Source organism: Gluconacetobacter brunescens (assembly GCF_048695475.1).
Lineage (GTDB): Bacteria > Pseudomonadota > Alphaproteobacteria > Acetobacterales > Acetobacteraceae > Gluconacetobacter.
In genome coordinates this window covers 966350-989261 of the sequence record NZ_JBLHEN010000002.1, presented here as the reverse complement: position 1 = coordinate 989261, position 22912 = coordinate 966350, and the positions used below count along the sequence as shown (strand labels likewise).

Annotated in this window: 20 protein-coding genes and 1 other RNA gene; 14 read left to right on the top strand and 7 right to left on the bottom strand. The window is 65.2% G+C overall.

Going from position 1 to position 22912, the window contains the following annotated elements; genetic code table 11:
* Positions 1-25 precede the first annotated feature (25 nt).
* Positions 26-592, bottom strand: a complete 567-nt coding sequence (gene efp / locus ACMAUO_RS16790; RefSeq protein WP_114726285.1) for an elongation factor P — start codon at positions 590-592, stop codon at positions 26-28.
* 39 nt (positions 593-631) lie between these two features.
* Complete coding sequence (locus ACMAUO_RS16785; RefSeq protein WP_420358067.1) at positions 632-1741, bottom strand: lysine-2,3-aminomutase-like protein; 1110 nt, start codon at positions 1739-1741, stop codon at positions 632-634.
* 47 nt (positions 1742-1788) lie between these two features.
* On the opposite strand from ACMAUO_RS16785, the gene epmA reads away from it, so the two are divergent.
* The 3 genes from epmA to ACMAUO_RS16770 all read left to right on the top strand — a co-directional run bounded on the left by epmA (position 1789) and on the right by ACMAUO_RS16770 (position 4116).
* Entirely contained in the window at positions 1789-2835 is a 1047-nt protein-coding gene (gene epmA, locus ACMAUO_RS16780) for an EF-P lysine aminoacylase EpmA (RefSeq protein ID WP_420358066.1), read from the top strand.
* A gap of 111 nt (positions 2836-2946) precedes the next feature.
* On the top strand, positions 2947-3387 hold the full coding sequence (locus tag ACMAUO_RS16775) for a hypothetical protein (RefSeq protein ID WP_114726288.1): 441 nt from the start codon (positions 2947-2949) through the stop codon (positions 3385-3387).
* A 63-nt stretch (positions 3388-3450) separates the two neighbouring features.
* Complete coding sequence (locus tag ACMAUO_RS16770; RefSeq protein WP_420358065.1) at positions 3451-4116, top strand: fasciclin domain-containing protein; 666 nt, start codon at positions 3451-3453, stop codon at positions 4114-4116.
* A 19-nt stretch (positions 4117-4135) separates the two neighbouring features.
* On the opposite strand, the gene thiE is transcribed toward ACMAUO_RS16770, so the two are convergent.
* Both thiE and ACMAUO_RS16760 read right to left on the bottom strand, forming a co-directional pair.
* Entirely contained in the window at positions 4136-4762 is a 627-nt protein-coding gene (thiE, locus tag ACMAUO_RS16765; RefSeq protein WP_420358064.1) for a thiamine phosphate synthase, read from the bottom strand.
* 52 nt (positions 4763-4814) lie between these two features.
* Complete coding sequence (locus ACMAUO_RS16760) at positions 4815-5243, bottom strand: hypothetical protein (protein WP_420358063.1); 429 nt, start codon at positions 5241-5243, stop codon at positions 4815-4817.
* A gap of 150 nt (positions 5244-5393) precedes the next feature.
* Here ACMAUO_RS16760 and ACMAUO_RS16755 point away from each other — a divergent pair, with 150 nt between their 5' ends.
* The 6 genes from ACMAUO_RS16755 to ACMAUO_RS16730 all read left to right on the top strand — a co-directional run bounded on the left by ACMAUO_RS16755 (position 5394) and on the right by ACMAUO_RS16730 (position 9843).
* A complete protein-coding gene (locus tag ACMAUO_RS16755; protein WP_420358306.1) occupies positions 5394-5633 on the top strand; it encodes a hypothetical protein in 240 nt (79 codons plus the stop codon).
* Positions 5634-5636: 3 nt separating this feature from the next.
* Positions 5637-5978 (top strand): cell division protein ZapA, encoded by a 342-nt coding sequence (locus ACMAUO_RS16750; protein ID WP_420358062.1) that lies wholly within the window; start codon positions 5637-5639, stop codon positions 5976-5978.
* 9 nt (positions 5979-5987) lie between these two features.
* Positions 5988-6144, top strand: a non-coding RNA gene (ssrS, locus tag ACMAUO_RS16745) — 6S RNA.
* Positions 6131-6730 (top strand): 5-formyltetrahydrofolate cyclo-ligase, encoded by a 600-nt coding sequence (locus ACMAUO_RS16740; protein ID WP_420358061.1) that lies wholly within the window; start codon positions 6131-6133, stop codon positions 6728-6730. Before ssrS ends, ACMAUO_RS16740 begins: the two co-directional genes overlap by 14 nt.
* Positions 6731-6895: 165 nt before the next feature.
* On the top strand, positions 6896-7711 hold the full coding sequence (locus ACMAUO_RS16735; protein ID WP_420358060.1) for a TIGR00282 family metallophosphoesterase: 816 nt from the start codon (positions 6896-6898) through the stop codon (positions 7709-7711).
* Between the two features lie 527 nt (positions 7712-8238).
* Positions 8239-9843 carry a B12-binding domain-containing radical SAM protein gene (locus tag ACMAUO_RS16730; RefSeq protein ID WP_420358059.1) on the top strand — a complete coding sequence of 535 codons (1605 nt, stop codon included), beginning with the start codon at positions 8239-8241 and terminating at the stop codon, positions 9841-9843.
* Positions 9844-10012: 169 nt separating this feature from the next.
* Here the strand turns inward: ACMAUO_RS16730 and ACMAUO_RS16725 are convergent, their stop codons facing one another.
* The 3 genes from ACMAUO_RS16725 to ACMAUO_RS16715 form a co-directional block, all read right to left on the bottom strand.
* Positions 10013-11287 (bottom strand): MFS transporter, encoded by a 1275-nt coding sequence (locus ACMAUO_RS16725; protein WP_420358058.1) that lies wholly within the window; start codon positions 11285-11287, stop codon positions 10013-10015.
* Positions 11288-11433: 146 nt separating this feature from the next.
* Positions 11434-12870 carry a carbohydrate porin gene (locus tag ACMAUO_RS16720; RefSeq protein WP_420358305.1) on the bottom strand — a complete coding sequence of 479 codons (1437 nt, stop codon included), beginning with the start codon at positions 12868-12870 and terminating at the stop codon, positions 11434-11436.
* Between the two features lie 390 nt (positions 12871-13260).
* A complete protein-coding gene (locus ACMAUO_RS16715) occupies positions 13261-14208 on the bottom strand; it encodes a LysR family transcriptional regulator (RefSeq protein WP_420358057.1) in 948 nt (315 codons plus the stop codon).
* A gap of 108 nt (positions 14209-14316) precedes the next feature.
* On the opposite strand from ACMAUO_RS16715, the gene ACMAUO_RS16710 reads away from it, so the two are divergent.
* The 5 genes from ACMAUO_RS16710 to ACMAUO_RS16690 all read left to right on the top strand — a co-directional run bounded on the left by ACMAUO_RS16710 (position 14317) and on the right by ACMAUO_RS16690 (position 22905).
* A complete protein-coding gene (locus ACMAUO_RS16710; RefSeq protein WP_420358056.1) occupies positions 14317-15369 on the top strand; it encodes a Rieske 2Fe-2S domain-containing protein in 1053 nt (350 codons plus the stop codon).
* A 76-nt stretch (positions 15370-15445) separates the two neighbouring features.
* Positions 15446-16348, top strand: a complete 903-nt coding sequence (locus ACMAUO_RS16705) for a LysR family transcriptional regulator (protein WP_420358055.1) — start codon at positions 15446-15448, stop codon at positions 16346-16348.
* Positions 16349-16572: 224 nt separating this feature from the next.
* Positions 16573-18363, top strand: coding sequence for an FUSC family protein (locus ACMAUO_RS16700; RefSeq protein WP_420358054.1), 1791 nt, complete (start codon positions 16573-16575; stop codon positions 18361-18363).
* Positions 18364-18517: 154 nt separating this feature from the next.
* Positions 18518-20605, top strand: coding sequence for a putative bifunctional diguanylate cyclase/phosphodiesterase (locus ACMAUO_RS16695; protein ID WP_420358053.1), 2088 nt, complete (start codon positions 18518-18520; stop codon positions 20603-20605).
* Complete coding sequence (locus ACMAUO_RS16690) at positions 20602-22905, top strand: putative bifunctional diguanylate cyclase/phosphodiesterase (RefSeq protein WP_420358052.1); 2304 nt, start codon at positions 20602-20604, stop codon at positions 22903-22905. Before ACMAUO_RS16695 ends, ACMAUO_RS16690 begins: the two co-directional genes overlap by 4 nt.
* Positions 22906-22912 lie beyond the last annotated feature (7 nt).

Below are 22912 nucleotides of genomic sequence, written 5' to 3'. Positions count from 1 at the left end.
CGTGCCATGGGGCCGTGCGGGGGCTTCAGCCCTTCGCGCGTTCCACGTAGCTGGCGTCTTCGGTGCGGACGACGATGCGCTCGCCGGCTTCGATAAACGGCGGCACCATGGTCTTGACGCCGTTGGACAGCTTGGCCGGCTTGTAGGACGAGCTGGCGGTTTGGCCCTTCACGACCGGATCGGCCTCGACGATTTCCAGCGTGACCTGGGCGGGAAGCTGCACGCCCACCGGGTCGCCTTCGACCAGGTTGATCACCAGCGTCATGTTGTCCTGCAGGAACGGGGCCTGGTCGCCCAGCAGGTCCAGCGGGATCAGCGTCTGCTCGAACGTCTCCGGGTCCATCAGCACGACGTTGTCGCCGTCCATGTAGGAATAGGTATATTCCTTTTCCTCGGTCATCAGACGTTCGACGGTGTCGGCGGTGCGCCAGCGCTCGTTGGTCTTGTTGCCGGTCTTGAGGTCGCGCATCTCCACCTGGATGAAGGCGCCGCCCTTGCCGGGGGTGATGATCTGCTGCTTCAGGACGGTCCAGCGACGGCCTTCGTGCTCGATGACCTGTCCGGCACGGATCAGGTTCGCCTGCTGTTTCATGGTGGGCCCTGTCTGACTATGGGTATGGAAGGCGGGCTTCTAACGCTCTCGGGCGCCGAGGGCAAGGTTGGGCGCGGATTCCGAGGCGAGTTTGTGGCGCTCGCCCGCCGGATCGCGGACCATGAGGCCCTCTTCCCCGGTTTCGAGATAGTCCGGCCCCAGCGGCACCTTGCCGTGGCCGCCCGGAATGTCGAGCGTGTAGGTGGGCCAGGCGAGGCCCGTCACCCGGCCGCGCAGGCCCGCCAGCAGGCGCCGGCCTTCGGCGATCGGCACATGGAAGCGCGTGGTGCCGGGGGCGGGGTCGAGCTGGTGCAGGTAGTAGGGCTTCACCCTGGCCTCGACCATCGCGCGGAACAGGCCTTCCAGCGCCGCGACGCTGTTATTGACGCCGCGCAGCAGCACCGACTGGCCCAGCACCGGGATGGCCCGCGCCTGGATGCGGCGCAGGGCAGCGCGGGCGGCGGGGGTGAATTCGCTGGCATGGTTGGCGTGCATGACCACCCACATGGCGCGGTCGGTCTGCATCGCATCGGCCAGTTCGTCGGTGATGCGGGCGGGGTCGGCGACGGGCACGCGGCTGTGGATGCGGATGGTCGTGACGTGGGGCATGGCGTCGAGCGCCTGGACGATCTGGCGCAGGCGGCGGGGGGAGAGCATCAGCGGGTCGCCGCCGGTCAGGATCACCTCGCGGATGGCGGGGTGGTCGCGCAGCCAGTCCAGCGCGCGGGCCAGGGCGGCGTCGTCCAGCACGCCGCCATCGGGGCCGACATGCTCGCGCCGGAAGCAGAAGCGGCAATAGAGCGGGCAGACCAGCAGGGGCTTGAGCAGCGCGCGGTCGGCATAGCGGTGGACGATGCCGGGCACCGGTGACAGCGCGTCGTCGCCGATCGGGTCGGCGCGTTCATGGGCCGCGACCGCCAGTTCGGCTGCATCGGGAATGACCTGCAGGCCGATCGGGTCGTCCGGCCGTTCGATCAGCGCGGCGAAGGCGGGGGGGATGGCGGTGGCGTATTGCCGGGCCACCTGCTCCAGCGCCGGGGCGGCGTCCGGAGGCACCAGCCCGGCGGCGACCAGGGCGGGGATGTCGCGCAGCGTCCGGCCCGTCGGCGGGGCGGAATCGTCCTGGGGATGGTTGACCGATCGTGCCATCGGCTGGCTCTACTCGACCGGTCTTCGTCCCGCAACAGGAGTCCTCCATGACCGACGGTGGCGGTTCTGCCTCCCTTTCCGCGCCGGATCGCGATCCCGATCGCATTGCCGAGCGGTTGCCGCTGCTGCTGCGGCGGGCGCTGGTGGCGCGGGGGGTTCGGGCCTTCTTCGATGCACGGGGCTATCTGGAGGTCGACACGCCTTATGCGGTGCCGACGCCGGGCGAGGAGGTGCATCTGAAGGTGTTCCGCACCGAACGGCGGCATCATGACGGAACCGGCGAGGCGCTGTTCCTGCACACCAGCCCCGAATTTGCCATGAAGCGGATCGTCGCGGCGACCGGCCTGCCGGTTTTTCAGTTGGCGCGGGTCTGGCGCAATGAGGAGGGCAGCCATCTTCATGCGTCGGAGTTCACCATGCTGGAATGGTATCGGCCCGGTGCGTCGCTCTCGGCGCTGATGGACGAGACCGAGGCGCTGATGCGGGCCGTGCTGCCGCCGGTTCTTACGCCGTCCGGCGGGCTGGCGGACTCCGTGCCGCTGCGGGTCGATGGGCCGTTCGAGCGCCTGACGATGCAGGAGGCCTTTGCCCGGCATGCGGGGGTGGACCTGCTGCCCACCGAAGGGGATGCCGGTGCGCTGGCCATGGCGGCGGGGTGCGCGCTGCGGGACGGCGAGACGTGGGAGGATCTGTTCTTTCGCCTGCTGATGGAGCGGGTGGAGCCGGCGATCGGCCGGGAGCGGCCGACCTTCCTGACGCACTGGCCGGCCAGCCAGGCGGCGCTGGCGCGCCGCGATCCGGCCGATCCGCGCACGGCGCTGCGTTTCGAGCTTTATGCGGCCGGCGTGGAGCTGGCGAATGCGTTCGAGGAACTGACCGACCCGGTGGAGCAGCGCCGGCGCTTTATGGACGACCGGGCCCGGCGGGCGGCGCTGTATGGCACCGTGCCCGGGCTGGACTGGCCGATGGACGAGGCCCTGCTGGCGGCGCTGGCGCATCTGCCGCCCTGCGCGGGCATTGCACTGGGATTTGATCGGCTCGTCATGTTGGCGGCGGCGACGGGCCGCATAAATGACATTTTATGGCTGGGCTGACGCCGGGACGGGTTGAAATATTTGTAATTTCGTCCCCAATTCGTACGTCATGGCCATGATGCTACGTTAACGCCATGATAAATTCTGTCCTGTAGATCGGTAACCCGGATCATGAAATACCTCTCGCTCCTACCGCTGGCTGCCCTGCTCGCCCTGACGGCGTGCGAGGTTCCCTCTCCCGAGCAGCGGAAGCTGCTCAATTCGATGGTCGGCCGGGGCGAGGTGGACGTGATCCGCACCTTCGGCGTGCCCACACGCTCGTATGAGGCCCAGGGCCATAATTTCCTGGCCTATATCGACAGCGAGACCAACTACTCGCCCGGTGCCGGCGGCTGGGGCTGGGGTTGGGGCGGTGGCCCCGGCTGGGGCGGCGGCTGGGGTGGTTGGGGCGGCGGCTGGGGAGGCGGCTGGGGTGGTGGCTGGGGCGGCCCCGGTTGGGGCGGCGGCTGGGGTGGCATGGGCGGCACCGTCTATACCAGCACCTGCCAGACGACGTTCGAGATCATCGCCGGCCGGGTATCGGGCTGGACGATGCGCGGGGATGGATGCTGATCGCCGCCTGCTGAGGCGGGCATGACGACGGGGCGGCGACGGTCTGCCCCGCAAGGGGGTGGAATGCGTGCGCCGCTCGGTGTGATGGCCTGCCTGATGGCATGCTCGGTCGTGGCGTGCGCGCCTGCCGCGCGGCAGGACGCATTTCTGGTGCGCGGCGACAGTCGGGCGGCGGCCATTCCCACGGTTTCGGTCGAACATAGCTACACACCGGCGCTGGATCACGGGCGGCCGGACAGCCAGGTGGCCTATGGCGCGCCCGACACGCCGATCTATCGCGACCGGCCGCTGAACGAGAGCCTGCGCGGCAGTATCGAACTGGCCGATTACACGCGGGCGCTGGACCTCACCGGGATGATGGCGCCGTTGCGCGAGGCGGGGCCGTTTACCGTTTTTGCCGTGTCCAACCTGTCGATGGAGCAGTTCGCGCGGGCATCCGACCCTTCGGGCGGGATACCGGCCCCGGCGGCCCTGCGTCAGGCGCTGGCCTACAGTATCGTGCGTGGCGCTTATCCGGCGGCGCGTCTGCGCCAGTTGATTGCCGTGGCGCCCGGCAACCGGATCAGCCTGCCGACGGTTGCCGGTGGAACGGTGCTGGTGGGGCGCGATCCGGCGGGGCGGCTGGTATTGTCGGACGGGGCCGGGCGGGCGGCGCCGATCTGGATTGACGGGATGCCGCAATCCAATGGCGTGCTGTATCTGACCAGTTCGCTGCTGGCGCCCGTCTGAGCGCCAACAGGACCTGTTTTCAGGCGGCGTCTATCGCGGCGTTCATGGCACGCACGCCGGCTGCGGGACCATCGGGATGCGACCAGACGGCGCTGATCACCGCCAGGAAATCGGCGCCGGCCCGCACCAGCGGGGCGCAGTTTTCGGCCGTGATGCCGCCGATGGCAACGACCGGCAGTTCCATCATCGCACTCCACCATGTCAGCAGTTCCACGGGGGCGCGGATGTCGGTTTCCTTGGAGATCGAGGGGAAGAACGCGCCGAACGCCACGTAATCGGCCCCGGCCTCGCCCGCGCGCATCGCCAGGTCGCGGCTGTCGTAGCAGGACACGCCCAGTTGCAGTTGGTCGCCCAGCAGGGCGCGGGCGGCGGCGGCGTCCATGTCTTCGCCGCCGACATGCGCGCCGTCGCAGCCGCTGCGACGGGCCAGGTCGGGCCGGTCGTTCAGGATAAAGGCGACGTCGCGTTCCTGCGCCACCGGGCGCAGGATGTCGATCGCGCGCAGGATCGTATCGTCGGGTACGTCCTTCAGGCGCAACTGCACGGCGGCGACGGGGCCGGCATCGAGGGCGCGCGCCAGATCCGGCGCGAACGCGACCGGGTCGAGGGCCGGGGGAGTGACGAGATAAAGCTGGCAATCATACATCGTCCGCCGATCATACGGCGCCGCGCGGTGCGAGGACAGGGGGATCAGGGGCCTATCGCGGGTGATCGGTGCCGGAGAGACTGGCCCGCAGCCGTTCGGGTGACGGGGCGGGCCCGACCACGTGGTGGGGCGGACGGTGGGGCAGGCAGGTCGCGCCCAGCGATTGGGCCAGCAGGTGGATCGTTTCCGCCTGGCGCCCGGTGCCGTGCAGCACGATGTGGCGCAGGCCCAGCCCCAGTGCCTCCGCCGCGCGGCCGGCTGCCGTGCCGCAATCGAGGAAGGCGGGAATAGCGGCCCCGGTTTCGGCGAGCAGCGCGCGCCACCAAGCGGGGCCCATGAAGCAGCCCGCATCGGCTGGCGAGAGCAGGGCATAGCCTGCTGTGTCGGGTAGTTCGGGTGCGGGCAGCACGGCCAGCACGGCGCGGATCTCCACCGCCGAGGCGACGACGAAGACGCGCGGCGGGGGCGGGGGATGGATCATTGCTTGACGTTGAACCCCGTGCGGGCGATCAGTTCAAGAGTGAGTGTCTGTCCGGAAATGTGGATTGGCGGGCGCGCCATGCGGGTTATGCATGGCGAAATGCTGCCGATATGCAGGGCTGGGTGAAGATTGAGACGTCGAGTGACGGGAATGACGACTGTGGGGCATGTTGAAGGACCGAACAGCCCGGTTGCCTGGGAGACGAGCGATCCCGCAGACCGGCTGGAGCAGGCATTGAACCGTATCGCCTTTGCCCTGGATCGTCGGCACGAGGCGGTGGCCCCGGCGCCCGATCTCCAGACGCTGGCGGCCAATATCGATGCGTTGATCGCGCGGGTTCGCGATGTGCTGGGCCCGGACGAAGATATCGACGTGACGGGGGAGGGCTGAGCCATGGCGCAGGTCACGGTCCGCATCAATGGCTATGCCTATGTCGTCGGCTGCAAGGACGGCCAGGAACGCCATCTCCAGGCCATGGCGCTGGAGGTCGAGCGCCGGATCGAGCATATCCGCGCCATCGGCGGCCAGAGCGGCGAGGCCCGGATCCTGGCGCTGGCGGCTTTGCTGATGGCCGACGAGATTCATGATCTGTCGGTCGAGAAGATGCCGGCGGATACCGCGCGCCAGCTTGCCGAGGGCCGGCAGGCGCGGGTGGAGAACGAGCGCCGGCGCGAACAGCTCGCCCTGCTGGTCGAGCGTGCCGAGAGCATTGCGGCGACGCTCGAACATCCCTAAGTATGGAGGGCGGGGCTGCCGGGTTCGTCAGGCAACTCAACCCCTGGGCCGATAAGCACTTCCTTAGGGAGCTGGCTCTGGCGTGATCCTGGTCATGTTATCTGGCGCCCACCTGCGTGAGCAGGTCCGGGAGGGCTGAAAGACCAACGGCCATGGTGGCTCCGCACATTCCCATTCATTCCGATCTCCCCCTGTCCGACCCGCCTGCGCTGGTGGAGGCGAAGGCCGAATTGCGCCGGCATTTGCGTGGCCTGCGTGCGGCAGCGCCGGATGCCGCCGCGGCGCTGTGCCGTCGGATGGGGGACCATGTCCGCGCCGTGCTGCCTCCGGGGGCTTGTGTGGCGGCCGTGTGGCCGCTGCCCGGCGAGGTGGATCTGCGTAGCCTGTGCGCCGACCTGCATGAGGATGGCTACGGCGTGCTGTTGCCCCAGACGCCGCCGCGTGGGCGACCCTTGAGCTTCCATCGCTGGTGCCCCGAGGCGACGATGTGCCCCGGGCGTTTTGGCACGCTGCATCCGGATGGTGAGGCCGCGCGGCCGGATCTGGTGTTCGTTCCGCTGCTGGGTTTTGACAGGCGGGGGTTTCGGCTGGGATACGGGGGCGGTTATTACGACCGCACGCTGGCGGGGCTGCCCGGGGTGCCGGCGGTGGGCTTCGGCCTGTCGGCGCAGGAGGTGCCGGTGGTGCCGGTGGGACCGTATGACGTTCCGTTGCCGGTGATCATGACGGAGCGGGAAGTGATTCGGGTGTGAGGGGTTTCTGTTCTTTTTTTGGAAAAAGGAACCAAAAAACTTTTGATCTGTTCGGGAGCCTTTCGCGTGCGGCTTGCGAGGATCCTGAACGGACAAAAGTCTTTTTGCTTCTTTTTCTTCAGAAAAAGAAGGAGAGACGGCACAAAGTGGAAGAAGGAAAGACGGGTGCGGATCTTGTTTCTGGGCGACATTGTCGGCCGCACGGGGCGCGAAGCGGTAACAGAAGTGGTGCCCAATCTGCGGCGGGATCTGCGCCTGGACCTGGTGGTGGTGAATGGCGAGAATGCCAGCCATGGGTTCGGCCTCTCGCTGGCCATTGCCCGTGATCTGTTCGCGGCCGGGGTCGATGTCGTGACGCTGGGCAACCATGCGTGGGATCGCAAGGACCTCGTTGGCCAGATCGATGCGGAACCGCGCATCATTCGCCCGGCCAATTATCCGCCCGGTACGCCGGGGCAAGGTAGCGTGGTGGTGGAACTAGTGGATGGGCGCAAGGCGCTGGTGATCAACGTCATGGGGCGCCAGTTCATGGAGGCGCTGGACGATCCGTTCCGCGCTGTGACCGACATCATGGCACGGCACCGGCTGGGTGTGACGGTGCATGCGGTGGTGGTGGATATCCACGCCGAGGCGTCGAGCGAGAAATGGGCGATGGGGCATGTGCTGGATGGCCGGGCCTCGCTGGTGGTGGGCACCCATACCCATACGCCCACGGCCGACCATCGCATCCTGCCCGGTGGTACGGCCTACCAGACCGATGCGGGCATGTGCGGCGACTATGACAGCGTGATCGGCATGGGCAAGGATGCCGCGATTGCACGCTTCCTGCGGCGGATGCCCGGCGAGCGGTTGCAGCCGGCCGAGGGGGTGGCGACTGTGGCAGGCATGATGGTGGAGACCGACGATGCCACCGGGCTGGCGCGTCGGATGGCGCCGCTGCGCATGGGTGGGCTTCTGGCACCGACGATGCCGGATTTCTGACTGCCGGGGATGGAAAGGGCGACGGGATGATCTGTGCCCACAGCCCGGATTTCTGATACCGGAAAACGAGCGGGTTGTCTCGTCAGCAGGACGTTTATCGGGTGATTGCATCCTTTTTGAAAAGGACTGCAGGGACGGGAGATATGTCTGGCCGCTTTTTTGTGGCGACCGGCAGCGAGCTCGTTGCGGAGCTTCCGCGATGCAGGCATCGCGGTCGTTTCGACCGCCTGTAATCGCTTATGGAAAAGAAACAGATTTTTCAGTTTTGTAGGCGAAAGATCCGGTTCTATCGCTATTGCGGATCATTGGGCGTATAAGCATTCCTTCACCCGGACGAAGGGATCTGTGACGGCCTTTCGCCGGAATGTTACCGTTTGAAACTTCCGCGCCCGACATCGGCATGACAGATGTCGCACATATTACCTCCCATGGACCCACGGCCACCACGGCCGGATGCGCAGTCGAAGAGAACGAGAGATCGTCCGCTTTGATCGTGATCAGCTGTTCAATCAAAGGATCACTCCGTGATGACCGACAGCTGCAAGATCCTGATGATCTTTCCGCTTTTCAACGCAGGTTCGTTCTGGAATTACAAGGAGACCTGCGATCTGGCCGGGGCACGCTACCCGGCGGCACCGCTTGGCCTGATTACCGTTGCCGCGCTGCTCCCGAAAAAATGGGAAATCAGGCTGGTCAATCGTAACACTGAGTTACTGAGTGACAAAGATCTACAGTGGGCCGATCTGGTGATGACCGGCGGGATGCTTCCGCAGCGGAACGATGCCCTGCATATTATTGAAATGTGCCGTGCCTGCGACAAGCCGGTGGTGGTTGGCGGCCCCGATGTCACATCCAGTCCACCGGTCTATGGCGCCGCGAATTTTCAGGTCCTCGGGGAAGCCGAGGAAATTATGGAGCATTTTATCACTGCATGGCGCAGGGGAGACAGGCAGGGCGTGTTCGAAGCCCCGATGGGAAAGACCGACGTTACCAAAAGCCCGGTGCCTCGTTTCGATCTTCTGAAACTGGATCAGTACCTGCATGTCGGGGTCCAGTTTTCGCGCGGGTGTCCGTTCAGTTGCGAGTTCTGTGACATTATCGAATTGTACGGTCGGGTACCGCGTACCAAGACGAATGAACAGGTCATGGCTGAACTCGATGCCCTGTATGCGCTTGGTTATCGGGGGCATGTGGATTTTGTCGATGACAACCTGATTGGGAACAAGAAGGCGCTGAAGAAATTCCTGCCCGGTTTGAAGCATTGGCAGGAAGAAAAGAAATTCCCGTTCGAATTTTCGACCGAGGCATCCATCAACCTCGCCGACGATGCCGACCTGCTGCGTAGTCTGGCGGAGACGAATTTCTTTGCGGTGTTCGTCGGGATCGAGAGCCCCGATACGGACACTCTGGTCATGGCGCAGAAGAAGCAGAATACCCGGCGGAGCCTGCAACAGAGCATCGAGAGGATCCATGAGGCCGGAATTTTCGTGAATGCCGGTTTCATCGTCGGGTTCGACAGCGAGAAAGGCAGTGTTGCCCCTGGCATGATCGCGTGTATCGAGGATACGGCGATTCCGGTCTGCATGGTCGGCCTGCTCTATGCCCTGCCCACGACACAGCTTACGCGGCGTCTGCTGGCGGAGGGGCGTCTGTTCTCCGATGATGATCAGCCGCAATCGGGGGATCAATGCACCGGTGGGCTGAACTTCGAGACGAAGCGACCACGTCGTGACGTGCTGCACGACTACAGGACAGTACTCGCTGCGATCTATGACCCGGTCGCTTATTTTGGCCGTGTGCGCCGGCTTGGCCGGATGCTCGGGCGCCAGCGAACACATCGGATGATACGGGGTGACCTTCGCAGCTTCGTTCGGCTGATCCTGCGCATCTATCGTGCGGGACCGGGAACGACGCGGCAATTCTGGCGCATGTTGGTGGATTGCGCGCTGCATAACCCGAAGGCGTTGCCCTATGTGGTGATGACCAGCGCGCTTTATCTGCATCTCGGCCCATTTTCGCGACAGGTTATCGGCGAGATCGATCGGGAAATCGAGGATGTCGACCAGGGGCGCTGGCAGGCTCCGGCGCTTGTGCCGCACTCCATTGAGGAAGCGGCGCTTCTGCCGGCCTGATCGGCGCCAAGGGCGCATGACGCCAAAGCGTATCCGGCACGGCCGGTTTCGGTGAGGCCTGCTCCTTATCGATGTGTCTGCGAGGGCGGCTATCGGGATGTGATGTGTTCGGTTCCGCGCCCGGCAGATGGGCGAAGGCAGGCAGGTTGCCAGACGATATGGCCGTCGCTCATTGAATGGGGCGATAGCGGCCGTACAGGCGGGCGTTGAGCAGGATCAGGGTCAGGACCACCAGGGAGGCGGCGCCGACTGTCAGCATCATGGCGGGGGCGAGGCCAGTGCCGAACCATGAGGCGAGGCCGGTCTGGAGCAGGGCGTTGCTGGCGGCGATCAGGTTGCCGCACTGGTAGGCGAGGCCGGGGAAGGTGGCGCGGACCGAGGCGGGGGAGAGTTCGCTGAGATAGGCGGGGACGACGCCCCAGGCGCCCTGGATGCAGAACTGGACGCAGACAGCCCCGAAGGCGAGCCAGAAGGGCGAGTGGGACAGGGCCCACAGGGGCAGGCAGGGCAGGGTGAGGAGGGCGGCCAGGGCGATGCTGTACTGGCGGCTGATCTTCTGCGACAGCACCCCGAAGAACAGGCCGCCGACGATGGCGGCGATGTTGTAGAGCACCACGATCAGCGTGATGGAAGGATGGGACAGGTTGCGCTCCAGGCCGAGGAAGACCTTGGGGTAGAGATCCTGCGAGCCGTGACTCATGAAATTGAAGGCGGCCATCAGGGTGATTGCGAAGACGCACAAAGCTGCATTGTTGCGGACGATGAACCACAGGCTGGGGGCCTTGTTGGTGCCGGTGCCGGTGCCGGTGTTCTGGTCGTGCTGGCGGCGTAGCCATTCGGGGCTTTCAGGGACGCGCAGCCAGATATAGATGGCCGCCAGCAGCGCGCTGCCGCCGAGGATGAACAGGCCGCGCCAGCCGACGAAGGGCAGCAGCAGGAAGACCAGCGAGGCCAGCAGGTAGCCGCCGGGATAGCCGGCCTGGAGAAGGCCCGAGGCGGTGCCGCGCCATGAGGGGGGAATGCTCTCCATGATCAGCGACGTGCCCACGCCCCATTCGCCGCCCAGCGCGATGCCGAACAGGGTGCGCAGCAGCAGGAAGACGGCGAGGTTCGGGGCGAAGGCGGACAGGATCTCGATCGCGGAATAGACGACGATGGTGGTGATCATGACCGGCTTGCGCCCATACCGGTCCGCCGCGTGGCCGCACAGGAAGGCGCCGATCGGGCGGGTGAGCAGCGTGAGCGTGGGCGCCAGCAGAAGGCTTTGCAGCGAGACGTGGAAACTGCGGGCGACATCGTCGAGCGTGAACAGCACGATGAAGAAATCGCAGGCATCCAGAAGCCAGGCCAGCAGCGAGGCCAGGACGACATGCCGGGCCGTCGCCACGTCGTAGGTCTGGGACTGTTCCGTTATCGTCGCTGGTGCGGCGGCCATGTCATTCATGCCTGTTTCCATCCCTTGCACGCGCTTTTCTGTTCCGGATCGTGCTGTCCGCACGATCCGTAGTGAGCACCGGTTGGTCGAAGATGCGCCTAATTTTAATTTTACCGCGATTGGTGATCATATTTTGGCGATTGCCACCGGTGGGGTTAGAGATTGGCGATCATTTTGATGCCCACCAGTGTTGCGTTTGGAATGACCGAGGTCTCGCCGGGACGCATCATGTATTCGAATTCGGGATAGAGGATCAGGCCCGGCAGCACGGGCATGCTGTAATAGGCCTCCAGCACCGCTGTATGGGTCTGCGGGCCCGTGATGTACGGGCCCAGCGGCAGGCCCGCATCCTGCCGTAGCCGCTGGCCGTAGGCCAGGCGGGGGCTCATCTGGTAATAGGAATACATCAGGCCCAGCCGGTCGAAGGGGCGGCCGGGTATGAGCCCGAGCAGCGAGGTGCCGAAATAGAATTCGTCGGCGAAGGTGGAGATGCTCGGCGTGTTGTGGATGTAGCCGGCCATGAGATAGCCGCCGGACATCTGGCTCGTGCCGTGCGTGCGGTAGATCATCTGGTCGGCTTCGATGTAGAACGTGTCGCGCGGTTTCTCGGCATGCGGGTGGATCGTGCCCTGATAGGCGGCCGGTACGGTGCCGATCATGTCCGCGTAGGGCGAGGTATCGTGCCCGTAGCCGAATTTGTAGTGCCCGACGAGCTTGTGCGGGCCGAAGAACGGCTCCCAGGTCAGTTCCACCGGTGTCTGGATGCCGGTCGTGGTCTCGCTGGCCCAGGCCCAGCCGGTATTGTCCTCGGGCTTTGGCGCGATCTTGTAGATGCCGGTGCGCAGGGTCAGGTCGCGCAGCGGGCGGAAGCGCAGCGTGCCGCCCCAGGATGTCTTGGGATAGACGCTCCAGCCCGGCGGCTCGCGGATCGCCATCGGGGCGGAACATTGCATCATGAACGTGCACAGCAGCGCCGAGGTGCCGTAGGTGTGGGTCAGCGCGATACGGCCGATATTGATGTTGAGCCGGTCGCCAAGAAACGATTTCTCGGCGTATAAATCGGCCAGTCGGGCGGCGGCCGGGCCGTGGATGCTCCAGAGTTCGGTGAGCAGCACGTTGCGCTCGCCGACATGGTCCCAGCCGACCTGGCGGCCTTCGCGGTTCATGACCAGGCCGTGGACATACCATCCGTCCAGCCCCAGCAGCTTGCCCAGGTCGAACAGCATCGTCACGCGCAGGTCATGGACGTAATCCATGCCCCGGGACAGGCCGCCGTCGATATTGGCCATGCCCTCGGCCTTGTAGATCATGTCGAAGGTGAAGCCGCGCTGGCTCAGCCATTGGCGCCAAGGGCGGGCCTGTGGAATCAGATTGCCCGATGACCGATCGATTGCGAAATAATCGGCGCTGGGATCGCCGGTGCGCAGGGCGTCGTCACGCGGTGACAGGAGGCCGGAGAGACTTTCCCCGTCGAAGAGCGGATTCAGCTTGTCCTCGGCGAGCGGACGCTTCTGCTTCACGGTGGCGGCTGCCACCGCTGGCTTGCCGGTGGCCGCGAGGCAGGCGCGCGCGGTCAGGCAGACCATAGCCATGAACAGCGCCAGGGCGAAAACTGTCCAGTCATCGATCATGATCCGTGTGTCACACGGTCTGTTCCGGAAGGTGCGGGAAACCGGATTTTCCACGCGGCGTTTTTCTTCCGGACAAGGGGGCATGTGACACGAGAAAGCCACCGCGAGAAGCATGGTATCGTTAGCCGATTCTTTGTTATTATTTCAGGGATGCATGGAAGCATCGTCTATGGTGTCATTCTCAGCATTCTCGTGCGGGAAGGACAATATATTCCGTTATGAATATATATTATGTTTTATTTGGATGAATTTCGGGAAATTCAGGAAATATTTTATGAACCATTGGCTTAGGAAACCTGGCCCGGCATGTTTGACCCGGTCGTGACACGGGGTCTTCACCAAGAGGTGACTTCAGACTCTGGTGTTATAACGAAAATCGTCGGGATTTTCTGGGATGTTCGCCAGATCGGTCAGTGCGTGATCGAGAATGTCGGCGACCAGGCGGGCGGCTGCCGAAAGATGCCGGCCGCGATCATGGACCAGTGACAGGGCCAGGGGATGGACCGATGCGTGGGCCAGCGGTGTGAAGCACAGCAGGCCCTGCGTGACCTCCTCCATCACGTCCAGGGAACTCAGCAGGCTGATGCCGGTGTCGGCGGCGACCAGCGATTTGATCAGTTGGACATTGTTGCTTGTCGTCGCCATGCGCGCGGTGACCGCGCAATCGGCTTCGAGGCGGGCGAAGATTGCGGCGACGGCGAGGGGGGCGGCCGGTACGATCGTTGGTTCGTCGGCGCAGACGGAGAAGCGCGCGGAGGCCAGTCGGGCCAGTGCGTGTCCGGGCGGGGAGACGAAGCCCAGCGGAAACCGCGCCGTGTTCCTGACATGCAGGCTGCGGATGCCCTCGGGATCGAGCATCAGGGCCAGGTCGGCGCTGCCGTCATCCAGCAGGCCCGCGATCTCGGCATTGTCGTGGACGCGGAGATTCAGGACGATACCGGGATGGGTCTGCCGCAGGCGGGCAATGATGCCGGTCAGGAAGGAGCGCGTCAGCGCCTCCGGCGCCACCAGGGTGACCTGGCCGCGCCGCAATCCTTTCAGATCGTCGATCTGCCGGGCCACATCCTCGAAATCGCGGTGCCAGCGGCGGGCATGGGCATGCAGGATCTCGCCGGCGGCCGTCAGGCGCATGCCGGTGGGCAGCCGTTCGAACAGCGGCGCGCCCAGCGCTTTTTCGCCTTGCAGGAGTTGCCGGTCGATCGCCGAGGCGGCGATGCGCAATTCCTCGGACGCGCGGCGGATCGAGCCGTGCCGGGCGACGGCCAGGAAATAGAGCAGAAACCGCGAGAAAGCCGGCATGGCAAGGGTGCTCTGATTCTGCGAACGGGAAAGATGAAATTCTGATATATACGCGAATGCACCGGGCATGAAACCATGGTGGCCGACCCGCATTGCAGGAGGCCCCCCATGTCTGCCGTTTCCCAGAGTTCGGCCCCGGCCGAGAGAGCGTTGCCGCGTGACTGCACCTTCCTGCCCGAGGATTGGCGGCTGCTGGCACGCAGTTGGTATCCGGTGGCGCTGGCGCGGGAATTGGGACGCGCGCCGCTGGGTGTGACGCTGCTGGATGCGCCGCTGGTTCTTTATCGGACGGGCGACGCCATCGTGGTGGCGGATAATCTGTGCCCGCATCGCGGGGTGCCGCTGAGCATGGGCAAGGGCGACGGCCAGACCATCGCCTGCGCCTATCATGGGTTCGTTTTCGGTGCCGAGGGACGGTGCCGGCATGTTCCGGCCAATCCGGACAATAATATCCCGCCCCGGCTGCATCTGCGGACCTATCCGGCGGTCGAGCGTTATGGCCTGATCTGGACCTGTCTGGACCCCGAGGGCGAGCCCGCCCTTCCGCCGATGCCGCATTGGGATGACCCGGCCTTCCAGCAGATTACCTGTCCGTGGATCGATATCGCGGGGTTTGCCGGGCGGCAGGTGGAAGGGTTCATCGACGTGGCGCATTTCGCGTTCGTCCACACCGAGACCTTCGCCGATCCGAATAATGCGGTGGTGCCGCCTTATATGCCGACCCCGACGCCGACCGGTTTCGAGGCCGAGTATCGCAGTTCTGTCGGCAATTATCCGATCGGGCTGTCGGATCGGGGGCGGCCGGGGTTTGAGTGGCTGCGCCATTTCCGGGTGCATGTGCCCTTTACCGCCACGCTGGAGATTCATTTTCCCGATGAGGGGCGGCTGGTGATCATGAACGCGGCCTCGCCGGTTTCGGCGCGGAAGACCCGGATGTTCGCGCCGATCTGCCGCAATTTCGATCGGGATCTGCCGGTCGAGGATGTCTATGAATTCAATCGCCGGGTCTTCGAGGAGGATCGCGCCATCGTCGAGGCCCAGAAGCCGGAGAACCTGCCGCTGGACCCCACGCTGGAGGCGCATGTGATGGCCGATCGCAGTTCCATCGCCTATCGGCGAGCGTTGCGGGCGAAGGGGTTCAGCAGTTTCTTCACCGCGTGAGCGGGGCCGGGGCTTGTCGGCACCTGCGTATTCGGCAAGGAGAACGGGACGTTCCGTAATGTGAAGGAAGGGCGTCTTGTTCCTCCGGCAGTTGACCTATCTCGTGGCGCTCGATCGGTTTCGGCATTTCTCGCGCGCGGCGGAACATTGCGGTGTGTCGCAGCCCGCGCTTTCGGCGGCGATCCGGCAGTTGGAGCATGAACTGGGCGTGACCATCGTCCGCCGCCGGCAGCGGGTGCTGGGCCTGACGCCGGAGGGCGAGCGGGTGCTGGCCTGGGCGCGGCAGAGCCTCGCCGCGCTGGACGGGTTGCGGCAGGAGGCCGGATTTGCCCATGAGGTCGCGGGCGGCAGCCTGGCCATCGGTATCATGCCGCCGGCCCAGCAACTGGCGCCGCTGCTGATGGAAAGCCTGCGGGCCGCGATTCCGGCGCTGCATCTGGAACTGACCGTCGCGGCGCATGGCGACATCCTGCGCGGGTTGTCCGAGCAGCGGTTTGGCCTGGGGATCGTCTATCTCGACCAGTTGCCGGCCGGGGTGCCGTTCGAGGCCCACGAGCTTTATGTGGAACAGCATGTGCTGGTGGGCGCGCCGGGGATCGTGCTGCCGGGGCGTGTGCGCTGCGCGTGGGAGGATGCGGCCGGGTTGCCGCTGTGTTTGCTGGATCGCTCGATGCGCAGCCGGCAGATCGTCGATCGCTGCTTTGCGGAGGCGGGGGCGACCCCCGATGTGCGCTTCGAGACGAATGCGCTGGAGCTTCTGCATGCGGAACTGCGGGCCGGGCGTCTGGCGGCGATCCTGCCGGTGGCGGCCTTGCCGCCGCGCACGGGTGGCGTGCCGTTTCAGATCCGGCGGCTCGATCCGTCGCCGACGCCTTCGGTGGGGCTGGTGCGGGTGCGGCAGCCGATGACCAGCGCGCTGATGGCGCGGTGCTGGCATGTGGCGTCCAGCCTGGTGCTGACGGATGTGCTGACGATGTAGGAAGGCGTTCTTTTTTGAAAAAAAGAACCAAAAAACTTTGATTCGTTCAGGGGTTTTTTGCCGGGGCATGCGACGGCCCCGAATAGATTAAAAGTCTTTTTGCTTCTTTTTCTTCAGAAAAAGAAGGGAGCCCTGGCTTCATAAGCGCGCCTTATGACCTGATTACGAGAATCACTTGGACGCCGCCTGCGCCCACGCTCACTGTCCGCCGCCGAAAGCGGGGAGTGGAGACGGTTGTGATCGCGGGGCGGTGGAGCTGGCTGTTCGCGCCTGCGCGGGCGGATCTGGGGTTCGCGGTCCGGACCGCGTGCGCGGCCATCCTGTCGCTGCTGATCGCGATGTGGATGGAACTGGGCAGCCCGCAATGGGCGCCGCTGACCGTCTGGACCGTGGCGACGGCCTCGCGCGGGGAGTCGTTTTCCAAGGCGCGGTGGCGTCTGGTGGGGACGGTCGTGGGATGCGGCATGGGGGTGGCGCTGATTGCCGCCTTTCCGCAGGAGGCGGGGCTGTTCTTTCTCTGCCTCGCCTTGTGGACCGGGTTGTGCTGCGGGCTGGCGACGGCTTTCGATGGGTACCGGAGCTACGGCTTTCTGGTCGCCAGCTTTACGGCCGCCATCGTCGCCACGGATGGCATTGCCTCGCCCGATGATGCGTTCTTCATCGCGATGGCGCGGGGGACGTATATCGCGCTCGGTATTCTCTGCGAGGCCGTGCTGGCCATGCTGTTTTCGCCCGGCCTGCGCGAGCGGGCGCGGGGGGCGCTGCTGGCGCGGCTGCGCGGTGTATCAGCCACGGCGCGGCGGAGGCTGGAGAACTGGCATGAGGCCGTGCCCGGCCCGGCGACCGAAAGCGCCCTGCTGTCGGACATCATGGCGGCGTCGGCGCGGATCGAATTCGATGTGCTGGAGATGGGGCCCGCTGGCGGGCGGGTGGCCGACCATGCCCGCGCGGCCGTGGCCGACGTGCTGGCGGCCATGGCGCGGATCCGGGCGGGGGCGCCCTGGGCTTCCGTGCTGCGGATGCTGGATAGCGGGGAGCGGCATATCGAGGCCATTGCGGCGCCGCGCGGCGGGGACCGCTTTCGGTTTCGCAGCCGTTCGGTGCGGCAGGCGACGCAGGGGCTGCGGAATGGCGCGCGGGTGGCGGCGGGCGTGCTGGCGGCGTCGGTGATCTGGTACGTGACGGCCTGGCCGTCGGGGATCGGGTTCATTGCGTATGTCGTGCTGGTCTATGGGCTGCTGGCGACGCGCGAGGTGCCGGTGCTGGCTTCGGCCGGCTTTGCCCGGGGCGCGGTGTGGTGTGCGATCGTTGCTGCCGTCTATGTGCTGCTGGTCGTGCCGATGGTGACCGCGCCGGAAATGCTGGCCTTCTGCCTGCTGGTGCCGATGGTGATCGGCGGCCTGGCCGCGCGGACGCCGCGGCTGGTGAACCACGCCTTTTCCTTCAACATGTTTCTGCCGGTCCTGATCGGGCCGTCCAATGCCGGCCGGTATGACGAAGGCGCCTTCCTGAACGGGACGATGGCTTTTCTGGCAGCAGTGTTCCTTGCCGGGGCGATGTTCCGGCTCGTGCTGCCCTTCCGGCCCGACGAGCATCTGCGGCGCACCATCGCCTGGGCGGAAGGGCGGTTACCCGGCCTGGCGACGGGGCAGAGGATGCCTTCGGCGCGCGCCTGGCTGATGACGAACGCGGACAGCATGGTCCGGGCCGTGCGCACCGGGCGCGGTGTGCCCCAAGAGCGGCTTTTCGCCTATTTCGCCGCGCACATGGCCGTCATGGTGCAGGGCCTGTGCGTGATCGAGATTCGCGAGGCCATGGCGGGGGGCACGCTTCCGGTGCCTGTTGCCCGGCGGCTGGCGGCGTTCCTGCGCGTATGGACGCGCGATCCGGCGCGGGCGGCAGCCCTTGTGCCCGCGCTGCTGCGCCGGGCCGAAATGCAGGCCCCGGCCGGGGAGGACCTGGCGATTGCGCTGAGGGCCATCATGCTGCATGACCGGCGCGGGCCCGCGCACTGAGCAGGCCCCTTGAGGGCGGCCTGCGTGACCGGCGGCGCCGGAATATGCCCGAACTCAGTATCACTGGTGCCGGATAAGACCTTGAAGAATATTCCTTCAGTGATATTAGACGGTGGAAGGGCGCTTTTTTTCATTTGAAGAAAGACATGTTTCGGTGAGTTCTTTATTCGCCTGCATCCTTCGCGAGCATGATCTTTGGATCGTGCTGGTCGCCGCGTTTCTCTGCGGTGTGGGGTCATGGGTGACGGCGCGCCTGTTCCGCCGGGCCATGCAGACGAATGGATCGCAGCGGGTCGGGTGGTATGTGCTGACCGCCCTGGCGACCGGTGTGGCCATCTGGTGTACGCATTTCATTGCGATGATGGGCTTCCGGGCGGGAACGTCCGTTACGTTCGATCCGTTCCTGACCCTGCTCTCGCTGTTCATCTGCATCGTCGGGAGCGTTCTGGGGTTTGTCGCCGCCGGCAGCAAGGTCATCAGATGGCCTTCCGTGGTGGGTGGTGGGCTGCTCGGATCCTCGATTGCGGCCATGCATTATGTCGGCATGATGGCCTTCCATGTCCATGGGCAGGTCCATTGGGATCTGCCCTATGTGGTCGGGTCGGGCATCCTTGGCCCCATTCTGGCCATGGCGGCGCTGCATATGGCGCTGAAGAGGACGGCGAAGGGCGCCAATGCCATGGCGGCCCTGTTCGCCGCCGCCATCCTGTCGGTGCATTTTCTGGGCATGACGGCCTTTCATGTCGTTCCGGATGGCGAGGGCATGGCGCCTTCCCATTCCGAAGCCATGGGCATCATGACCATGGCGGTGATCGGCATGAGCCTGATCATCCTGGTGATGGGGATGGTCAGCTACCTGATCGACGACAGCACGCGGGCCGAGAGCATCGAACGATTGCGGCGCATGGCGTTGAACGACGCGCTGACCGGCCTGCCGAATCGGGCGAATTTCAACGACCGGCTGGATTTCGAAATCGCGCTGGCGGCCCAGCGCGGGAGCCGGCTGGCCCTGATCGGCATCGATTTGGATCGTTTCAAGGATATCAACGATCTGCGGGGGCATTCGGCTGGCGATGAAGTGCTGCGCGTGCTTGGCCGGCGCATGAAGGCCATGCTGAACGAGGAGTCGGGCAGGTTCATCGCCCGTACCGGTGGCGACGAATTCACGGCGCTTTATCGCATCGGCGCTTCCGGTGATGTCTCCGGGTTTGTCAGCCGGATCGAACAGGCCCTCTCGGAGCCGATCGCGGTCGAGAACCTTGAAATTTCGTCAGGGGGCAGCCTGGGGGTCGCGATCTTTCCCGATGATGCCGTCGACAGGGAAAATCTGGTCAATTGCGCCGACCTGGCGATGTATCGCGCCAAATCGAACCCGCTGCAGCGGGTCTGTTTCTATGAACCCACCATGGACGAACGGATTCGCGAGCGCCGTGCGCTGGCCGCGGATCTGCGCGATGCGATCAGCCATGACCAGCTTGCGCTGCATTATCAGGTCCAGACCATCGTATCGACCGGCAACATTCGCGGCTACGAGGCCCTGCTGCGCTGGCAGCATCCGAAATTGGGGCAGATCCCGCCCAGCGAGTTCATTCCGCTGGCCGAGGAGAACGGATTGATCCTGTCGATCGGGGAATGGGTGCTGCGCACGGCGTGCCGCGAAGCCGCGACGTGGGAGCCGCCTTATACGATTGCCGTCAATCTCTCCGCCGTGCAGTTTATCAATGCCGACCTGCCGGCGGTGGTGCGGAAAGTTCTGGCCGAGACCGGACTGGCCCCGGAACGGCTGGAACTGGAACTGACGGAATCGACCATTTTCGCCGATCGCGCGCGGTCGCTGGACATGCTGCGTCAGATCCGGGCGCTGGGAGTGAGCATTGCCCTGGACGATTTCGGTACCGGCTATTCGTCGCTGGATACCCTGCGGTCGTTCACCTTCGACCGGATCAAGATCGACCGCTCCTTCTTCAGTTCCTCGGCGGCGACGGCCCAGACGACAGCCATTATCCGGGCCGTCCTGGCGCTGGGGAAGAGCTTCGGTATTCCGGTGATGGCGGAGGGGATCGAAACCTATGACCAGTTGTCGATGCTGAATGCCGAAGGCTGCGAGGAAGCGCAGGGATTCCTGCTCGGACATCCCGTCACGGTGGATGACATCATCAGCAAAGGTCAGGTCGCACGGCTGAAGGGCGGCCCGGATGGACCGGGCGCGGTGGACGGGACGCGGGCTGAGAGCGGGGCATGAAGACTCTCAACTGGCCCTTCGGCCGTGGAGGCTGGCTTGCCGGCATCGAGGCCGAAACGTCGGAGCTGGCCGTGGCGCGCTATCGCCGCTGCGCCCAGACCCTGCCGACGATGTATGTGGTTCTGATGGTCGATATATGGCTGCTGGCCGCAGTTTTTGCCGGACAGGTGCCCGGCTGGCTCGCGATCGTCTGCCCTGCCGTGGGGAGCGTGCTGTGTCTCTTCAGGATGCGATACTGGCTCAGGGCACGCAGGGCCGAGCCGACGCACGGTCATGCCAAGATGGCATTGGCCAATACCAGCCGGCTGTCTGTTGGGCTGGCCATCGCCCAGGCCGCATGGGCGATGGCCCTTTATGCCTATGGTGACGAGGCGACGCGCGGCTTTGTCTTTTTCTTCGTCGCCACGACCACGCTGGCGGTCATTTACTGCCTTGCGCATCTGCGGGTGGCGGCGATCCGGCTGGCGATCATTGCCAATGTGACGCTGTTCGTGCTGTGCGCGGCCAGCGGGACGTTGGTCCATCTGGCGGCCACCATGAGCCTGGTTGTCGATTCGATCGGCGGGCTCGTCGTTCTGACCAGTACTTATCGCGATTTTTCGAAAACCGTGAACGCGCGGGCGGAGGAGCTGCGGCGGGCGAAGGAGCAGGAGCTGCTGCTGCGGATGATCGACAACATGCCCGTGGCGGTGATGACGGTGGAGCCGCAGACCTATATCATCAACTACGCGAACCAGATGTCCAACGCGCTGATCCGCAGCATCGAACATCTGCTGCCGATCCGTGCCGATGACCTGATCGGTACCTCCATCGACGTCTTCCACCGCTCGCCGGCCCATCAGCGCGGCATCCTCGCCGACCCGAACAACCTGCCGCACAATGCGCGCATCCGCCTGGGCGACGAAGTCCTGGACCTGAAGATTTCCGCCATCACCGCCACGGATGGCCATTATATGGCGCCCATGCTGACCTGGGCGCTGGTGACCAAGGAAGTGGAGGCGGAAAATCGCATCCGGCATCTGGCGCATTACGACGTATTGACCGATCTGCCCAACCGGATCACGTTCCGCAGGGAACTCGAGGGCCGTCTGGCCACGCCCGGCAATCGCGTCGGGCTGCTGTATGTCGATCTGGATGGTTTCAAGCTGGTCAACGACACGCGCGGGCACCAGTTCGGCGATGCCCTGCTCCAGCAGGCGGCGGCAAGGCTGAAAATGGTCTGCAACGGCCCTGCCGTCACGCTCACCCGCCTGGGCGGAGACGAGTTTGCCGTGCTGCTGCCCCATGATTCCCGCCAGCAGGCGCTGTTGCTGGCCGACCTGATCGTTACCGCACTCGGCGCACCCTTCGAGCTGGACTACGATCGGACGATCCGGATCGGGGCCTCGGTCGGCATTGCGCTGGCGCCGGAGCATGGCGGGGAGCCCGATATCCTGCTGTCGCGCGCCGACATGGCGCTTTATGCCGCCAAGGAAGCCGGCAGGGGAACCGCCAGACTGTTCTCGCCGGAACTCGAGAAGCAGGTGCAGGAGCGCGTGCGCCTGGAAGACGAACTGCGATCGGCCTTGGCGAGCCGGAACGGATTGTTCGTCTTCTACCAGCCGATCGTCGATATCCTGTCCGGGCGCGTGACGTCGCGTGAGGCCCTGGCGCGTTGGCATCATCCCGGGCAGGGCTGGATTTCTCCCGGCCGATTCGTGCCGGTGGCCGAGCAATGCGGCCTGATCGACCAATTGGGCGCATTCGTCCTGGACCAGGCCTGCCGGAGTGCCGCCCAATGGGCCGACGACGCGCATGTGGCCGTCAACGTGTCGGCCATGCAGTTGGGCAAGGGAACGCTGGTCGATCTCGTTTCGGCGGCGCTTTCCGCCTCGGGGTTGCCGGCGGAGCGGCTGGAGATCGAGGTGACCGAGACGGCGCTGCTGAGCGACGAGCATCGCGGCATCCAGGAGTTGCTGTCGCTTCGCGAGATGGGGGTGCGGATTTCGCTGGATGATTTCGGGACCGGCTATTCGTCGCTGGCCCATCTGCGGACATTCGCGTTCGACAAGATCAAGATCGACGGCTCTTTCGTGAGGGATGCGCTGGAACGCCCGGAATGCGCTGCCGTGGTGCGGGCCATTGCCGATCTGGGCCAGCGCCTGGGGGTGCGGATCGTCGCCGAAGGGGTCGAGACCGAGGACCAGCTTGCGCTGGTGCGCGCGGAAGGATGCCGGGAAGTGCAGGGCTATCTGTACGGACGGCCGGCGCCGGAAGAGGCGGATGCGTTGTTGATCGCCGGGCTCGACAGCCGGCGGTGAAGGGGGG

Excerpts from the sequence above, each read along its gene's own strand:
- efp (WP_114726285.1), bottom strand. The coding sequence starts at position 592 with ATGAAACAGCAGGCGAACCTGATCCGTGCCGGACAGGTCATCGAGCAC.
- ACMAUO_RS16785 (WP_420358067.1), bottom strand. The coding sequence starts at position 1,741 with ATGGCACGATCGGTCAACCATCCCCAGGACGATTCCGCCCCGCCGACG.
- epmA (WP_420358066.1), top strand. The coding sequence starts at position 1,789 with ATGACCGACGGTGGCGGTTCTGCCTCCCTTTCCGCGCCGGATCGCGAT.
- ACMAUO_RS16775 (WP_114726288.1), top strand. The coding sequence starts at position 2,947 with ATGAAATACCTCTCGCTCCTACCGCTGGCTGCCCTGCTCGCCCTGACG.
- ACMAUO_RS16770 (WP_420358065.1), top strand. The coding sequence starts at position 3,451 with ATGCGTGCGCCGCTCGGTGTGATGGCCTGCCTGATGGCATGCTCGGTC.
- thiE (WP_420358064.1), bottom strand. The coding sequence starts at position 4,762 with ATGTATGATTGCCAGCTTTATCTCGTCACTCCCCCGGCCCTCGACCCG.
- ACMAUO_RS16760 (WP_420358063.1), bottom strand. The coding sequence starts at position 5,243 with ATGATCCATCCCCCGCCCCCGCCGCGCGTCTTCGTCGTCGCCTCGGCG.
- ACMAUO_RS16755 (WP_420358306.1), top strand. The coding sequence starts at position 5,394 with ATGACGACTGTGGGGCATGTTGAAGGACCGAACAGCCCGGTTGCCTGG.
- ACMAUO_RS16750 (WP_420358062.1), top strand. The coding sequence starts at position 5,637 with ATGGCGCAGGTCACGGTCCGCATCAATGGCTATGCCTATGTCGTCGGC.
- ACMAUO_RS16740 (WP_420358061.1), top strand. The coding sequence starts at position 6,131 with ATGGTGGCTCCGCACATTCCCATTCATTCCGATCTCCCCCTGTCCGAC.
- ACMAUO_RS16730 (WP_420358059.1), top strand. The coding sequence starts at position 8,239 with ATGACCGACAGCTGCAAGATCCTGATGATCTTTCCGCTTTTCAACGCA.
- ACMAUO_RS16725 (WP_420358058.1), bottom strand. The coding sequence starts at position 11,287 with ATGAATGACATGGCCGCCGCACCAGCGACGATAACGGAACAGTCCCAG.
- ACMAUO_RS16720 (WP_420358305.1), bottom strand. The coding sequence starts at position 12,870 with ATGGCTATGGTCTGCCTGACCGCGCGCGCCTGCCTCGCGGCCACCGGC.
- ACMAUO_RS16715 (WP_420358057.1), bottom strand. The coding sequence starts at position 14,208 with ATGCCGGCTTTCTCGCGGTTTCTGCTCTATTTCCTGGCCGTCGCCCGG.
- ACMAUO_RS16710 (WP_420358056.1), top strand. The coding sequence starts at position 14,317 with ATGTCTGCCGTTTCCCAGAGTTCGGCCCCGGCCGAGAGAGCGTTGCCG.
- ACMAUO_RS16690 (WP_420358052.1), top strand. The coding sequence starts at position 20,602 with ATGAAGACTCTCAACTGGCCCTTCGGCCGTGGAGGCTGGCTTGCCGGC.